The 14,722-nt window shown below is 59.7% G+C and carries 13 protein-coding genes; 10 read left to right on the forward strand and 3 right to left on the reverse strand.

Annotated elements, in window-relative coordinates; genetic code table 11:
* Positions 1 to 47: 47 nt before the first annotated feature.
* Positions 48 to 971, reverse strand: coding sequence for a TIGR03571 family LLM class oxidoreductase (locus tag ACM6I0_RS06185; protein ID WP_414921783.1), 924 nt, complete (start codon positions 969 to 971; stop codon positions 48 to 50).
* A gap of 275 nt (positions 972 to 1,246) precedes the next feature.
* On the opposite strand from ACM6I0_RS06185, the gene mrdA reads away from it, so the two are divergent.
* Positions 1,247 to 3,139, forward strand: coding sequence for a penicillin-binding protein 2 (mrdA, locus tag ACM6I0_RS06190; protein WP_285436182.1), 1,893 nt, complete (start codon positions 1,247 to 1,249; stop codon positions 3,137 to 3,139).
* 12 nt (positions 3,140 to 3,151) lie between these two features.
* Here the strand turns inward: mrdA and ACM6I0_RS06195 are convergent, their stop codons facing one another.
* Positions 3,152 to 4,108 carry a LysR family transcriptional regulator gene (locus ACM6I0_RS06195; protein WP_414921731.1) on the reverse strand — a complete coding sequence of 319 codons (957 nt, stop codon included), beginning with the start codon at positions 4,106 to 4,108 and terminating at the stop codon, positions 3,152 to 3,154.
* A gap of 155 nt (positions 4,109 to 4,263) precedes the next feature.
* Here ACM6I0_RS06195 and ACM6I0_RS06200 point away from each other — a divergent pair, with 155 nt between their 5' ends.
* The 6 genes from ACM6I0_RS06200 (at position 4,264) to ACM6I0_RS06225 (ending at position 9,734) form a co-directional block, all read left to right on the forward strand.
* The gene (locus tag ACM6I0_RS06200) at positions 4,264 to 5,565 is read left to right on the forward strand and encodes an MFS transporter (RefSeq protein ID WP_414921732.1); all 1,302 of its coding nucleotides are present in this window, start codon (positions 4,264 to 4,266) and stop codon (positions 5,563 to 5,565) included.
* The gene (locus ACM6I0_RS06205; protein ID WP_414921733.1) at positions 5,562 to 6,317 is read left to right on the forward strand and encodes a class II aldolase/adducin family protein; all 756 of its coding nucleotides are present in this window, start codon (positions 5,562 to 5,564) and stop codon (positions 6,315 to 6,317) included. Before ACM6I0_RS06200 ends, ACM6I0_RS06205 begins: the two co-directional genes overlap by 4 nt.
* Positions 6,314 to 7,243, forward strand: coding sequence for a 2-hydroxyacid dehydrogenase (locus ACM6I0_RS06210; protein ID WP_414921734.1), 930 nt, complete (start codon positions 6,314 to 6,316; stop codon positions 7,241 to 7,243). Before ACM6I0_RS06205 ends, ACM6I0_RS06210 begins: the two co-directional genes overlap by 4 nt.
* Positions 7,244 to 7,348: 105 nt before the next feature.
* Positions 7,349 to 8,722 carry an MFS transporter gene (locus ACM6I0_RS06215; protein ID WP_285436174.1) on the forward strand — a complete coding sequence of 458 codons (1,374 nt, stop codon included), beginning with the start codon at positions 7,349 to 7,351 and terminating at the stop codon, positions 8,720 to 8,722.
* Between the two features lie 15 nt (positions 8,723 to 8,737).
* On the forward strand, positions 8,738 to 9,130 hold the full coding sequence (locus ACM6I0_RS06220; RefSeq protein WP_285436173.1) for a RidA family protein: 393 nt from the start codon (positions 8,738 to 8,740) through the stop codon (positions 9,128 to 9,130).
* On the forward strand, positions 9,123 to 9,734 hold the full coding sequence (locus tag ACM6I0_RS06225; RefSeq protein ID WP_414921735.1) for an RraA family protein: 612 nt from the start codon (positions 9,123 to 9,125) through the stop codon (positions 9,732 to 9,734). Before ACM6I0_RS06220 ends, ACM6I0_RS06225 begins: the two co-directional genes overlap by 8 nt.
* Here the strand turns inward: ACM6I0_RS06225 and ACM6I0_RS06230 are convergent.
* Complete coding sequence (locus ACM6I0_RS06230; RefSeq protein WP_285436169.1) at positions 9,731 to 10,663, reverse strand: LysR family transcriptional regulator; 933 nt, start codon at positions 10,661 to 10,663, stop codon at positions 9,731 to 9,733. The genes ACM6I0_RS06225 and ACM6I0_RS06230 overlap by 4 nt on opposite strands.
* Positions 10,664 to 10,825: 162 nt before the next feature.
* On the opposite strand from ACM6I0_RS06230, the gene ACM6I0_RS06235 reads away from it, so the two are divergent.
* The 3 genes from ACM6I0_RS06235 (at position 10,826) to ACM6I0_RS06245 (ending at position 14,559) form a co-directional block, all read left to right on the forward strand.
* Positions 10,826 to 12,136, forward strand: a complete 1,311-nt coding sequence (locus ACM6I0_RS06235) for an MFS transporter (RefSeq protein ID WP_414921736.1) — start codon at positions 10,826 to 10,828, stop codon at positions 12,134 to 12,136.
* 24 nt (positions 12,137 to 12,160) lie between these two features.
* Positions 12,161 to 13,390: a Zn-dependent hydrolase gene (locus ACM6I0_RS06240; protein ID WP_414921737.1), complete on the forward strand. Its 1,230-nt coding sequence runs from the start codon at positions 12,161 to 12,163 to the stop codon at positions 13,388 to 13,390.
* A gap of 143 nt (positions 13,391 to 13,533) precedes the next feature.
* Positions 13,534 to 14,559 carry a histone deacetylase family protein gene (locus ACM6I0_RS06245; RefSeq protein WP_414921738.1) on the forward strand — a complete coding sequence of 342 codons (1,026 nt, stop codon included), beginning with the start codon at positions 13,534 to 13,536 and terminating at the stop codon, positions 14,557 to 14,559.
* Positions 14,560 to 14,722 lie beyond the last annotated feature (163 nt).

Here is a 14,722-nt window from a genome sequence, read left to right on the forward strand (position 1 = left end):
ACTGCGAAGGGAAGGGCAGCTGAGGCTGCCCATGCATCCCCTGCCACTTAAAGAAACTTCGGCAGAACGTGCTCTGCGATCTCTTCAATCACATCTGCCACAGGGCGCTCGCTACGGCGCAAGTGCAAGCCAACGTGTTGCACACCGGCTTCGCGCAATGCCTGAAGCTCATCGATCAGGGCTAACCGTCCACAGCTCCCACCGAAGCGCACGCGCCGCATGGGGGCATGGGGATTCGCTGCCAGGTCCAGATGTACGAAGCTGATATAAGGTTTATCGCCCCCGACTTCCCGCCACAGCCCCACTCGCCGACGATGCTCATCGGGCGTGCCAGGGTAGGCAAGCCAGCCATCCATATGTTCACCGATCCAGGCGGGTGATTGCTGACCCAGGCCTGCCACCAGTAACGGCGCAGAATGTTTGCGCTCTGGAAGCAGTCGAGCTCCCTCAGGCAAACGACCTTCACCCTGGCTGCGTATCAATTCAACCGTGTCGCGAAAGACCTCTCCTCGCTGAGCGTAATCCACTCCAAACAACGGGTACTCCATCGGTCGGTCACCACTGGCGACTCCCAATAGCAAACGTCCATCACTCAACTCATCAACACTGTTTGCGGCTTTAAGGGTTAGCCAAGGCTGACGCAATGGCAGCACCACCGCCGCGGTACCCAGCATGATGTGTTCTGTAATACCGGCGAGATACCCAAGGTAGGAAAAGGTCTCGAAGACTTGTGCTGCGTCGCCAAAGTCAGGGTCGTAAATCGGCACATCGCGCACCCATAGGGCCCGGAAACCTGCTTTGTCTGCCAGGCGAGCCATCGTGGCGTGCTGTTTTAAATCGGGAACACCGAACGGCCGATCCTCAGCTATTCGACTCCGCTGCCCGTCACTGGACCAATCATTATCAAGCGGGAGTTCAAGCCCTATGGAAAATCCGTTTGAGCCAAGTAATCGTTGAAAGCGTGGATGCATGAAAAGACTCCCAAAACAGAAATGGAATGACATGCACCCAGTATCCATAGGCGGATCAGCAAGAAAAATGCATGAATCGGAATATCAGTCTTGAACAGAACGCACGAGTCTGCGGAACACCGACTGTCGTTTTGGCCTGTGAAGGACAACCCTTATAGGAAATCGCACTAAAGTGACCGCATGGTTTTTGGTATGGTGCAGCTCGTTTTTTTAACGGACTGATTTCAGGCCCACGGATCGGCGCCCCTTTTTATCGTCATAGAGTTGCTACAGAAATGCCTGAACCCATACCCATTAAGGACCATGAAAAAGAGAAGAGTCTGGTCAACAAACGGTTGATCGCCTGCGCCTTGTTCGTCGTCGCCATATCCTGCGCACTCGTGGTGCGCATGTATGTGTTGCAGGTGGTCGAGTTCGACTATCACTCCACTATCTCCGAAAACAACCGTGTCCATGTACTGCCAATCACCCCTACGCGAGGGCTGATCTTTGACCGCAACGGTGTTGTCCTGGCAGACAACCGTCCCAGCTTCAACCTGACTATCACCCGCGAGCGCGCTGCCGATGTCAAAGAAGAGCTGGATGAAGTGGTCAGCCTCCTGCAGCTTCCAGCAGAAGACCGGACACTGTTCGATAAAGCCATGAAGCAGGCACGTCACCCGTTCGTGCCGGTCACCCTGTTCTACGAGCTCAGTGAACAGCAAATCGCGGTGCTCGCGGTCAACGAGTTCCGTTTGCCGGGGATCGATGTCGAGCCACAATTCGTCCGCCATTACCCGATGGGCGCACACTTCGCCCATTCGATCGGCTATGTCGGTCGCATCAACGAAAAAGAATCCAAGACCCTCGATAACGTTGAATACCGTGGCACACAGTCCATCGGTAAAACCGGTATCGAAAAGTTCTACGAGTCAGAGCTGCACGGTCACGTCGGCTACGAAGAGGTTGAAACCAACGCCCAGGGCCGCGTACTGCGAGTGCTCAAGCACACCGATCCGATCCCTGGCAAAAACATCGTGCTTAGCCTGGACGTCAAACTTCAGGAAGCGGCCGAGGACGCCTTGGGGGATCGTCGCGGTTCTGTGGTCGCGCTCGATCCGTCGACCGGCGAAGTATTGGCCATGGTCAGCAAGCCAAGTTTCGATCCAAACATGTTCGTGACCGGCATCAGCTTCAAGGAGTACGCAGCACTGCACGACTCCATCGACCGGCCGCTGTTCAACCGCGTGCTGCGCGGCCTCTACGCGCCAGGTTCGACCATCAAGCCTGAAGTGGCAATTGCAGGCCTCGATGCCGGTGTCGTTACCCCCCAGACACGTGTCTTCGATCCAGGTTACTACCAGCTCCCGGACTTCGATCACAAATACCGCAACTGGAACCACAGCGGTGACGGCTGGGTGGACATGGACGCGGCGATCATGCGCTCCAACGACACCTATTTCTACGACCTGGCTCACAAGCTGGGCATCGATCGCCTGCACGATTACATGGCGATGTTCGGCCTCGGCGAGAAGGTCTCGCTGGACATGTTCGAAGAGTCTGCCGGCCTGATGCCGTCCCAGGCCTGGAAGCGTGCCACGCGCCGACAGCCGTGGTTCCCCGGTGAGACTGTCATCCTCGGCATCGGTCAGGGCTATATGCAAGTCACTCCGCTGCAACTTGCCCAAGCCACTGCGCTGATTGCCAACAAAGGCGTCTGGAACCGGCCGCACCTGGCCAAGACAGTGGATGGCGTGGCGCCCGTGGACGAGCATCCGATGCCGAACATCCTGCTCAAGGATCCGCGTGACTGGGAGCAGGTCAACCACGGCATGCAGTTGGTCATGCACGACCCTCGAGGCATTGCCCGAGCGGCTGCGCTGGGCGCTCAGTACCGCATCGCCGGCAAGAGCGGGACCGCGCAGGTAGTGGCGATCAAACAAGGCGAGCGCTACAACCGGGCGAAAACCCTGGAACGTAACCGCGACAACGCCTTGTTCGTCGGTTTCGCCCCGGCCGAACACCCCAAGATCGTTATTTCGGTGATGATCGAAAACGGTGAGGCCGGTGGTCGAGTCGCCGGTCCAGTGGTCAGGCAGATCATGGACGCCTGGCTACTTGACCAGGACGGCCATCTCAAGCCGCAGTACGCCACGCCGGCCAAACTGCCGAGCGACCCTCACGTCTAAGCGATCCAAGCTTCACAGCACAGGCTCACGGATGCTGAGCATGTGCTGGAAGCTTTCCAGGAACACCGTTTCGGCCTGAGTCATTTTCTGCTCGCGATTCCACAGCAGCTGGATATCGAAATCCACCACACCGTCTTCCGGTGGCAGACGCCAAAGCAAACCCTGCTCGACATCCCGCCGTACCAGGTGCAACGGCAAACAACCAATCCCGAACCCTGCGCAGATCAAGCGGTAAATCTCTTCGAAACTGGTGGAAGAGGCGACGATCTTGCCCGTAAAACCTTGTTCGTCGCGAAACAGCGTCAGAGGCGAAAGATTGCCCCCCAATTGATCGCTGGTGAAGCTCACGAAGTTCTCTGCGGCAAGCTGGTCCAGGGTCAGGTTTTCCTGCCCGAACAACCGGTGGCGCTGCCCGCAAAAATACGCATAACGCTCGCGAAACAGCACTCGTTGCTCCAGCCGTGGCTGCGGTAAACGGCACAGCCCGACACCGATTGTCGCGGTTTTTTGCAGCAACGAACTGATGATGTTCGAACTGCCCATCACCTCGACTTCCAGCTCGATCTTCGGATGGGTTTCATGGAAGTCGGCGAGGAATTCATCGTAATGCCGCGCCTGCACGCCACTGACGGTGAGGATGCGAATCTTGCCCACCACGTCATCGTGACGACTCTCCACCACTGTGCCCAAGCGTGAAATATCGCCGTAGATATCCGCCGCAATGCGCAGGACCTCTTCCCCGGTTTCCGTCAAATCAAAGCGCCGCCCACTGCGGGCAATCAACACACATTCCAATTGTTCTTCCAGGCGTTTCAGCGCCTGGCTGACCGCCGACTGGGTGATGTGTAACCGCGCAGCGGCGCGGCTCATGCTGCCTTCCTGGCCGATCACCAGGTAGGTGCGCAACAGGTTCCAGTCAAGGCGATCATTCAGAAAGCGTCGGCCAACCCAAGGGTTAGTTGAGGTCATGACAATTCCATGTAGTAGCACAGCTAATAGTAAAGATAAGAATTTGAAAATTGACTAATCCTGGCACGGAAGCGATAAAGCCCACAAGCGCCACAGAGTGCAACCGTTTCAGCCTTCAGTACCTGCCCAAAACTATAAATACACAGGGTCCTTGCATGCACACCACCCCTCAACCGCGACGAGCCGCGGCGGCAGCCTTTATTGGCACGACCATCGAGTTCTACGACTTTTACATCTACGCCACGGCGGCGGCGCTGGTATTAGGGCAAGTGTTCTTTCCCAGCAGCGACCCGGTGATGAGCACGCTGGCCGCCTTCGGCAGTTTTGCGGTCGGCTTCATTGCAAGGCCAATGGCCGGCATGGTCTTCGGTCATCTGGGTGATCGGTTGGGTCGCAAGAAAATGCTGTTGGTGACCATGGCATTGATGGGGCTGGCCACTGCGGGTATCGGTTTGCTGCCAAGCTACGCCAGCGTCGGTATTTGGTCGCCGGTCGGCCTGATCGTGCTGCGATTGATCCAGGGGATTTCCGTCGGCGGCGAGTGGGGCGGGGCGGTGCTGATGGCCAGCGAACACGCGCCGGCCAAGCGCAAGACGTTCTACGCTTCGTTCGCCCAACTCGGCAGCCCGGCGGGTTTGCTATTGGCGTTGATCGCTTTTCGCTTGGTCACCTCGCTTGAGCCTGCGGACTTTCTCGCGTGGGGCTGGCGTCTACCGTTCCTTGCCAGCGGCGTGTTGATGATGGTCGGTCTGATGATCCGTTCCGGCGTTCACGAATCCCCGGAATTCGCCAAGGCCCGAGACAATAACGAGACCGCCCAATACCCGGTGAAAGACGTGATTCGCACTTGCTGGCGGCAGATCCTGTTCGCCGCTGCTGCCGTGACGATCGGTTCGGCCGGGTTCTTTTTCACCAACACCTTCATGATCACTTACGTCACCCAATATCAGGGCATCGCACGCTCGACGATTCTCGATTGCCTATTTCTGGTGACCGTCATTCAGCTGCTCTCCCAGCCTCTGTCAGCGCTGCTGGCCGAGCGCATCGGCGAAGGTCGCTTCCTCAAACTCGTCGCGCTGCTGTGCATGGTTACGCCATACCCGATGTTTGTCTTGGTGGGCACGCAAAACATTGTGCTGATGACTGCCGGAATCGCGCTGGCAGTGGTGATCCTCTCGGCGCTGTACGCGGTGATTGCCGGGTACATGACCCAGGCGTTCCCGGTGCATCTGCGCTACTCCGGCATTTCCATCGCTTACCAACTGAGCTGTGCCCTGGCCGGCGGCACCACGCCGCTGATCGGCACGCTGCTGGCGAGCAAGTTTTCCGGACAATGGTTGCCGCTGGCGGTGTTCTTCACCTTGCTATCGGCCCTGTCCCTGATCGGTGTTTGCGGCCTGGCCCGCCTGCGCGCCAACCCGGTCGTCACCCACGCTGCTAAAGAGGTGTATTCGTGAGTAAACCTGCACACATCGACCCGGTTGAATGGCAAGCCCGTTGCGAACTGGCGGCGCTGTATCGGCTGGTCGCGCACTTTCGCATGACCGACCTGATCGACACCCATATCACCCTGCGCATTCCGGGGCCTGAACATCATTTTCTGATCAATCGCTACGGGGTGATCTTTGACCGCATGCGCGCCTCGGACCTGGTGCGCATCGATCAGGACGGGCGCAATGTCGATCCCGAATACGCAGGTCACCGGGTCAACGCGGCCGGGTTCGTCATTCACTCGGCGATCCACATGGCGCGTCCCGATTTGAACTGTGTGATCCATACGCATACGGCTGCCGGGATGGCCGTCGCGGCGCAGCAACATGGCTTGTTGCCGATCAGTCAGCACGCGCTGAAGTTCTACGGAAAATTGGCCTATCACACCTACGAAGGTATCGCCCTGTCGCTGGATGAGCGCGAGCGTTTGATCGCCGATCTCGGGCCGCATCGGGCGATGATCCTGCGCAATCACGGCTTGCTCGTCGGCGGTTCGGGCGTAGCCCAGGCGTTCCAGGAAATTCATTTTCTGGAGCGTGCCTGTCAGGCCCAGGTTGCGGCGCTGGCCGGTGGTTCGGCGCTGCACTACCCATCGCCGGAAGTCTGTGCACACACCGCTGAACAGTTTGACCGTGATGAACAGGACAACATCATCGACCTGGCCTGGGAGGCCGCACTGACCCTGATCGAATCCCAGCGCGAGTCCTATCTGTCATGAACACCGTGGTTTTACTGTCCCGTGACAACCTGTTGCTCAAGCAACTGCAGGCAGCCTTTGCCCGCAGTGTGCCGCAACTCAAGGCCGTCCTGGCCGATGATCCGCTGGCCAGGAATGCGCAAATCGCCGCGTGCTGGTTTCCATTGCCGGGCAGCCTGGCAGCATTGCCGAACCTGCAGATCATTCACTCGGTGGCCGCCGGTATCGATCACCTGGAACACGATCCTTCCTGCCCGGACCTGCCGGTCTGTCGGGTGGTCGACCCCGGGCACCGCCAGGGCATGACCGAGTACGTGCGCTGGGCGGTGATTCACTATCACCGAGGCTTCGATCAAGTATTGGCGCAACAACGACAATTGCACTGGGAGCGTCCACTGCAACGTGCGGCAGGGCAGTTCAAGGTCGGGGTCATGGGCCTTGGATCATTGGGCAGCGCGATTGCCCAGGACCTGGTCGGCGCCGGTTACGACGTCCGCGGTTGGGCGCGCCGTCGCAAGGATCTGAACGGTGTACAGAGCTTCGCCGGTGCCGAACAACTGAACCCGTTTCTCGACGGCGTTGAGCTGCTGATCAACTTGCTGCCGTTGACCAGCCAAACCCGCGGCATCCTCGGCCATGCAACCTTCGATCACTTGGCCAATGGCGCCGCCCTGGTCAATTGCGGGCGCGGCGGTCATCTGAACATCGACGATCTTGAACAGGCCCTGCACACCGGAAAACTGCGAGGTGCCTTGCTGGATGTCTTCGAACAGGAACCGCTGCCGGCCGATCATCGCCTCTGGACAATGCCCGGTGTCACGATCACGCCACACATGGCTTCGGCCGCGTCCCATGACTGTATCGCGGAACAAATCGCGGAGAACTTTCGCCGATTAAACGCCGATGAGCCGCTATTGAATTGCGCCGACCGGACACTGGGTTATTAACACTAACTAACTCGCCCACTAGTTGGGCGAGACATAACAACAATCCCTCACTCTCAAACGATTTACTGCCAGTCAAAACAATTAAATAAATTCCTGGAGTCAGTGATGAGCGATCTATCGTCCGCAGAAAAGTCCGGCGCACCGCCGGAAGTGGCAATCAGCATGAAAAAAGTCGCCGTGGCCAGTGTCATCGGCACCACGGTGGAATGGTACGACTTGTTTGTTTTCGCCACCGCTTCGGCGCTGGTATTCAACAAAGTGTTCTTCCCGGATTTCGTGCCGTTGATCGGCACGTTGCTGGCGTTCGGCACGTTTGCGTCGGCGTATCTGGCGCGCATCGTCGGCGCAGCCTTGTTCGGGCACTTCGGTGACAAGCTGGGACGCAAGTCGATGCTGTTGATTTCGCTGCTCACCATGGGCGCCGCGACGTTTGCCATCGGCCTGTTGCCCAACTACGCGGCTATCGGCATCTGGGCGCCGATCCTGTTGTTATTGCTCAGGGTGATTCAAGGCCTGGCGCTCGGCGGCGAGTGGGGCGGGGCGGTGTTGATGGCGGTGGAACATGCACCGGCCAACAAGCGCGGCTTGTACGGTTCCTGGGTGCAGATCGGTGTGCCGGCCGGCACCATGATCGCCAACCTGGCCTTCTTGTTGATCGCCGCTTACCTGTCCCCGGAAGACTTGTTGGCCTGGGGCTGGCGGATTCCGTTCCTGGCCAGCGTGCTGCTGATCGCAGTCGGTTTGTACATCCGCCTGAACATCGCCGAAACCCCGGCGTTCAACAAGGTCAAGGAAGCCGAGGTACAGGTGAAAATGCCCCTGGCGGAAGTCTTTCGCAAGTACTGGAAACAAGTGGTGCTTGGCGGTATCGCCACCATGTCGACCGGGGCTTCGTTCAACATCATCGTTGCGTTCGGCCTGACGTACGGCACGCAAAACCTCGGTTTCAGCCGCAGCACGATGCTCGGTGTGGTGTTGTTGTCCTGCGCATGGTGCATCGTCATGTTGCCGGTGTTTGGTGCGCTGTCGGATCGCTTCGGGCGCAAGCCGATCATCGTCGCCGGCATCATTGCCGAAGCACTGGTGGCGTTTCCGATGTTCTGGTTGATGGACACCAAAGAGCTGCCCCTGGTGATCTTCGGTTACTTGCTGTTGATGACCGCGTTCGCCGCCAACTACGGACCGATTGCGACCTTCCTCGCGGAGTTGTTCGGCACCCGGGTGCGCTATTCGGGGTTGTCGATCAGCTACATGTTGTCCGGTTTGCTGGGTAGCGCAGCGACACCGATTGTCACCACCGCATTACTGGCGGCGACCGGCAAAGGTTCTTCAGTGGCCTGGTACATGATCGGCGCGGCGTTGATTTCCTTACTGGCGCTGTTACTGCTGACCGAAACCTTCAAGCGCGACATCAGCGAAATTCCGCAGGTCGTCCCGGCTGATCCGCAAAACAAACCCTTCAAATCGGCTGCAGCCTGAACGGAGCACAACAGCATGCGCAGAATTCAATCCGCCCCGGGCTTTATCGGCCCTGTCGGTCCTTACTCCCAAGCGGTAGTCAGCGGTCATCTGGTATTCACCGCCGGGCAGATTCCGGCTCAGGCCAATCTTGATGAGCAACCCGCTGAGTTCACTGAGCAAGTGCGCCAAACCTTACGCAACCTGGAAGCGATCCTGATTGAAGCCGGCTCCGATTTCAGCCACGTGATCAAGGTCAACGCCTACCTCACCGATCCGGCGCAACTGGAGCCGTTCAACGCGGTGTATCGCGAATTCCTCGGCCATGCGCCGCCGGCTCGCACGACGGTGTGCGTGGCGTTGTGGGGTGTGTCGCTGGAGATCGATTGTGTTGCCGAATTGATAACAAAGGAGCCGCACAATGGATGAGTCGATGCTGATCGAGCAACTCAAAGCCGTGAGCTTTCCGACCCTCGGGCATTTCCTGGAGCAGGGTTTCGCCGATTCGCAACTGCGGGCCATGGTGCCCAACGTGAAAGTGGTCGGCCGCGCACTCACGCTCAAACTGGTCGGCGCTGACGCCATCGCAGTCAACCAGGCCTTGGCGCTGATCAAACCCGGTGATGTGCTGGTGATCGACACCGATGGCGACTGGCAACACGCCCCTGTCGGCGCGGTGACCAGTTGCGCCGCGAGTTGTGCCGGCGCCGTGGGCATTGTGGTCGACGGCGCGGTCACTGACCTGCTGGAACTGCGCGAAGCCGGGCTACCGGTGTTCGCTCGCGGCACCAGCCTGTTGACCACCAAACTGCATGGGCGCGGCGACAGCCAGATCAATCAACCGATCCACTGCGCAGGCGTTACGGTCAATCCCGGAGATCTGGTGCTGGCGGACGATAACGGCGTGTTGTTTCTCGATTGGCCAACAGCGGCCGCCGTCATCGATCGAGCCTTGGCGTCGGATCGTGCCGAACCGCGTTTGCTGGAACGCCTGAAGGGCGGCGAGCCGGTTGCACAGGTTTTAACGATTTAGGCCGTCAGGCACGCTTGCAGGCTCTCGATAAACAACGTCTCCGCGCGGCTCATGCGCTGCTCGCGGTTCCACAACAGATGAATGTCGACATCGGCAATCCCTTCGTGGGGCGGCAGGCGCCAGAGCAATCCGGCGTCGACGTCCGCTGCCACCACGTGCTCGGGCAAACAGCCGATACCGAAGCCGGCGATCACCAGTCGCCGGACTTCTTCCAGGCTCGGCGATGACGCCACAATCCGTCCGCTGAAACCCTGCTGATCGCGGAAAATCGTCAGCGGCGAGAGCATGCCGCCGATCTGATCGCTGGTGAAGCTGACGAAATTCTCCCGCTGCAAATCCCCTTCGGCGACGTTCTGTTGGCCGAACAGTGCATGGTGCTTGCCGCAGAAAAACGCATAGCGTTGACGCAGGAACAGTCGTTGTTCGAGGCGCGGTTGTGGCCGGCGGTTGAGGCTCAAACCGAGGGTCGCGGTCTTCTCCTGCAAGGCGCTGACGATGTCGGAACTGCGCATCACATCGACCTCCAGATCCACCCGTGGGTGCTGGCGATGGAAGTCGGCGAGGAAGTCATCGAAACGCTCGGAATAGATCCGACTGATGATCAGCAGTCGCACCTTACCGATCACTTCGTCTGCCGGTTGCTCCAGCACGCTGCTGACTTGCGACATCTGCCCGTAGATTTCCCCGGCCAGTTCGAAGATCTGCTCGCCGACTTCGGTGAGGGCAAACCGTGGTCCGCGCCGGGCGATCAGTTGCCGACCCAGTTGTTCTTCCAGCCGCTTCAACGCTTGGCTGACCGCCGGTTGCGTCAGGTGCAGGCGGGCGGCGGCGCGGCTGATGCTCAGCTCCTGTCCGATCACCCTAAAAGTGCGCAGCAGGTTCCAGTCCAGGCGGTCATTGAGCAGGCGTTGTATTTCACGTTCGGCCATGGCGGCTCTCGATTATAAGCTGGCGTAATACTGCGCATAATAAATAGAAAATTGACTAATCATAGCCCCGGGACGATAAATCACCCCCAGAGAGGCGCCGTCAGAGTGCCTCGGATTTGCCCTTTCTCTCCTGCCAAAAAAACAATCAAAGGAGCCCGACCCATGAAGCCCCAAGCTTCTTCCCAGCCGCGCCGTGCGGCCGCCGCTGCCTTCATCGGCACCATGATCGAGTGGTACGACTTTTACATTTACGCCACCGCCGCCGCGTTGGTATTCGGCGCGTTGTTTTTCCCCTCCGATGACAAGCTGTTCAGCACCATGGCCGCGTTCGGCACCTTCGCCGTGGGCTTCTTTGCACGGCCTTTGGGCGGGATCATCTTCGGCCATATCGGCGACCGTATCGGGCGCAAGAAGTCGCTGATCATCACCTTGTTGATGATGGGCGTAGTGACCGTGTGCATCGGCTTGCTGCCGACCTACGCGCAAATCGGTGTTGCGGCCCCCGTGTTGCTGATTCTGTTGCGCATCGTCCAAGGCATCGCGGTCGGTGGTGAGTGGGGCGGGGCGGTATTGATGGCCGGCGAGCATGCGCCGAAAGGTCGACGCAATTTCTTCGCCTCGTTTGCACAGTTGGGCAGTCCGGCGGGTTTGATCCTGTCGCTGCTGGCCTTCAGCGCCGTCACTCGTTTGCCGGAAGCCGATTTGATGAGCTGGGGCTGGCGCCTGCCGTTCCTCGCCAGCTCACTGTTGCTGATCGTGGGCCTGGCAATTCGCCTGGGCGTGAATGAATCCCCGGAATTCCTCGCCAGCCGCGAACTCGCCAGTAAAAGCACACGCAAGGAACAAGCGCCGGTCATGGAAGTGCTGCGTACCGCGTGGCGCCAGCTGCTGTTGTGCATCGGCGCTAACACGCTGGGGATCGCCGGGGTGTATTTCACCAACACTTTCATGATTGCGTACACCACCCAGCAACTGGAGTTGCCGCGTTCGCTGATCCTCGAGTGCCTGTTTGTGGTGGCGATCATTCAGTTCTGCATTCAGCCACTGGCGGCGTGGGTTGCCGAGAAGATCGGCGCGACGCGTTTCCTGTGCCTGATGTCGTTGCTCGCGATGGCCTCGCCATACCCGATGTTCGTGCTGGTCAGCTCGGCCCAGGCGCCGCTGATTATCCTTGGTATCGCATTGGCGGTGGTGTGCATGGCGTCGTTCTACGCGGTGATCGCCGGTTACGTCAGCGGCATGTTCGAGACCCGCGTGCGCTACACCGCCATCTCGTTGGCCTATCAGATTTGCGGTGCGTTGGCCGGTGGCTTGACGCCGCTGATTGGCACGTTGCTGGCGCACAAATTCGCCGGCCAATGGTGGCCGATGGCGGTGTTCTACAGCTTGATCGCCGCCACATCGCTGATCTGCGTCTTGTCCCTTGCCCGTCGTCATGCCAGCGCTGAACGCATCGAATTGGCCAGCGCTTAATCCCCCGTTTTCCAGGAGTAACGTATGTTGAAAATCAATGGTGAGCGCCTGTGGGCAAGCCTGATGGCCATGGCCGAAATCGGCGCCACGGCCCGTGGCGGCAGTTGCCGTCTGGCCTTGAGCGATGAGGACAAGGCCGGTCGCGAATTGTTTTCCCACTGGTGCCGCGAAGCCGGCATGACCCTGAGCGTGGACCCCATCGGCAACCTGTTCGCCCGTCGTGAAGGCACCGATCCCGCCGCCGCGCCAGTGATGATGGGCAGCCACCTCGACACCCAACCCGAGGGCGGCCGCTTCGATGGCGTCTATGGCGTGCTCGCCGGCCTGGAAGTGGTCCGCTGCCTCAACGACCTCGGCATCCAGACCCGCAAACCGCTGGAAGTGGCGGTGTGGACCAACGAAGAAGGTGCGCGCTTCACCCCGGCGATGTTCGGCTCGGCGGTGTTCACCGGGATCATGCAACTGGACGCGGCGCTGGCGGTGCGTGACATCGACGGCATCAGCGTCGCCGAGGCGCTTCAACGCACTGGTTACGCTGGCGAACGTCCTTTGGGCGGCGCGGTGGACGCGTATTTTGAAGCGCACATCGAACAAGGTCCGATCCTTGAAGACAACGCTAAAAGCATCGGTGTGGTCACGGGCGGCCAGGCGATTCGCTGGCTTGATGTGCGCGTCGAAGGCATGGCCGCCCACGCGGGCACCACACCGATGCCGCTGCGCAAGGACGCCCTCTATGGCGTGGCGCGAATGATCCAGGCCATCGAGGGCCTGGCCGCTGATTTTGCGCCCGAAGGCCTGACCACCATCGGCGAATTGAGCATCAACAAGTCCTCGCGCAACACCATTCCGGGACGGGTGGACTTCACCGTGGACCTGCGTCACCACCGCGATGAAGCGATCGAGGCGATGGAGCAGCAAGTGCGCGCGCGGCTGCAGGCGATTGCCGACGGTCGCGGTTTGAACCTGACCATCACCCCTCACTGGATCAGCCCGGCAACACCGTTCGATGCCGATTGCGTGGCCGCTGTGCAGCAGGCGGTGGATGCGTTGGGCTACGCTCAGCAATCGATTGTCAGCGGTGCCGGGCATGATGCGATTCATCTGGCGCGCTTCTGCCCGACGGCGATGGTGTTTATCCCGTGCGTCGGCGGCTTGAGCCATAACGAAGCCGAAGACGTGCTGCCCGATGACGTGCGTCAGGGCACTGACGTGTTGCTCAATGCCGTGCTGTCCCGCGCCGGTAAAGCCGAGTAAACGCAGCCCATGTGGGAGCGAGCCTGCTCGCGATGACGGACTGACAGCCAAAACTTTGTTGAATGTTAAACCGCTATCGCGAGCAGGCTCACTCCCACAGGGGATATGCCCGGTTTCAAGATCAGCTGACAGGAATTTATCCAATGCGCAGTTTTTTCCACCCCGAACAATTGCTTCACCATCCTCGCAGCTACTACTCCCGTGGGCAGATGCGCACGCCGCAGGAAGTGCCTGAACGCGCTCAGCGATTGGTGCAGGCGGCGCATTCATTGGGCTTCGAGGTTGAGCAGCCCGCCGACGCCGGGCTCGATCCATTGTTGGCAGTCCACGGCGCGCCGTACCTGACATTCCTGCAAGAAGCGCATCAGCGCTGGAAAGAGGTTCCCGAGGACTGGGGCGATGAGGTGATGTCGAACATCTTCGTCCGCGAGCCCAACGCCTTGCGCGGGATTCTCGCTCAAGCGGCCCGTTATCTGGCCGACGGCAGTTGCCCGGTGGGCGAGCAGACCTGGCGCTCGGCCTATTGGTCGGCGCAGAGCGCGATTGCTGGCGCTCAGGCATTGCTCGATGGCGAGCCGGCGGCTTACGCGGTGTGCCGTCCGCCGGGACATCATGCCCGGGCTGAGGCGGCCGGTGGTTTTTGTTATGTGAATAACGCGGCGGTGGCGGCGCAGGTTCTGCGCGGTGGGTTTGAGCGCGTTGCGGTGCTCGACACGGACATGCACCACGGGCAAGGGATTCAGGAGATTTTCTACGACCGGGATGACGTGCTTTATGTCTCGGTGCATGGCGATCCGACCAACTTCTATCCGGGTGTTGCCGGGTTTGCCGATGAGCGTGGCTCTGGTCCAGGGGAGGGCTTTAATCTCAACTTGCCGATGGCGCATGGCGCCAGTGAAGCGGATTTTCTGGGTCAACTTGAAGTCGCGTTGGCGGCGGTGAAAGATTTCGGTGCCCAGGCGCTGGTGCTGTCCCTGGGCTTCGACATTTTCGAACTGGACCCGCAAAGCAAAGTGGCGGTGACGCGCGAAGGGTTTGCGCTGCTGGGCGAGCGGATTCGTGGCCTGGGCTTGCCGTGTTTGATTGTGCAGGAAGGCGGGTATCACCTGGAGAGTCTTGAAGACAATGCGCGGGCGTTTTTTGTGAGCTCCGAGGCTTGGAAGATCTGAATCTGATGTTGCCGGCTAGATCGCTATCGCGAGCAGGCTCACTCCCACAATGGACCGAGTGAACCTAGGATTTGTGTTCACCACCGCCCCCTGTGGGAGCGAGCCTGCTCGCGATGAACGATAACGCGGTCCCCGCGGATGAACCTCAAACGCTGTAAGGCAC

The organism is Pseudomonas sp. IT-P294 (assembly GCF_949767865.1).
GTDB lineage: Bacteria > Pseudomonadota > Gammaproteobacteria > Pseudomonadales > Pseudomonadaceae > Aquipseudomonas.

Excerpts from the sequence above, each read along its gene's own strand:
- ACM6I0_RS06245 (WP_414921738.1), top strand. The coding sequence starts at position 13,534 with ATGCGCAGTTTTTTCCACCCCGAACAATTGCTTCACCATCCTCGCAGC.
- ACM6I0_RS06230 (WP_285436169.1), bottom strand. The coding sequence starts at position 10,663 with ATGGCCGAACGTGAAATACAACGCCTGCTCAATGACCGCCTGGACTGG.
- ACM6I0_RS06220 (WP_285436173.1), top strand. The coding sequence starts at position 8,738 with ATGCGCAGAATTCAATCCGCCCCGGGCTTTATCGGCCCTGTCGGTCCT.
- ACM6I0_RS06200 (WP_414921732.1), top strand. The coding sequence starts at position 4,264 with ATGCACACCACCCCTCAACCGCGACGAGCCGCGGCGGCAGCCTTTATT.
- ACM6I0_RS06185 (WP_414921783.1), bottom strand. The coding sequence starts at position 971 with ATGCATCCACGCTTTCAACGATTACTTGGCTCAAACGGATTTTCCATA.
- ACM6I0_RS06240 (WP_414921737.1), top strand. The coding sequence starts at position 12,161 with ATGTTGAAAATCAATGGTGAGCGCCTGTGGGCAAGCCTGATGGCCATG.
- mrdA (WP_285436182.1), top strand. The coding sequence starts at position 1,247 with ATGCCTGAACCCATACCCATTAAGGACCATGAAAAAGAGAAGAGTCTG.
- ACM6I0_RS06195 (WP_414921731.1), bottom strand. The coding sequence starts at position 4,108 with ATGACCTCAACTAACCCTTGGGTTGGCCGACGCTTTCTGAATGATCGC.
- ACM6I0_RS06225 (WP_414921735.1), top strand. The coding sequence starts at position 9,123 with ATGGATGAGTCGATGCTGATCGAGCAACTCAAAGCCGTGAGCTTTCCG.
- ACM6I0_RS06235 (WP_414921736.1), top strand. The coding sequence starts at position 10,826 with ATGAAGCCCCAAGCTTCTTCCCAGCCGCGCCGTGCGGCCGCCGCTGCC.
- ACM6I0_RS06215 (WP_285436174.1), top strand. The coding sequence starts at position 7,349 with ATGAGCGATCTATCGTCCGCAGAAAAGTCCGGCGCACCGCCGGAAGTG.
- ACM6I0_RS06210 (WP_414921734.1), top strand. The coding sequence starts at position 6,314 with ATGAACACCGTGGTTTTACTGTCCCGTGACAACCTGTTGCTCAAGCAA.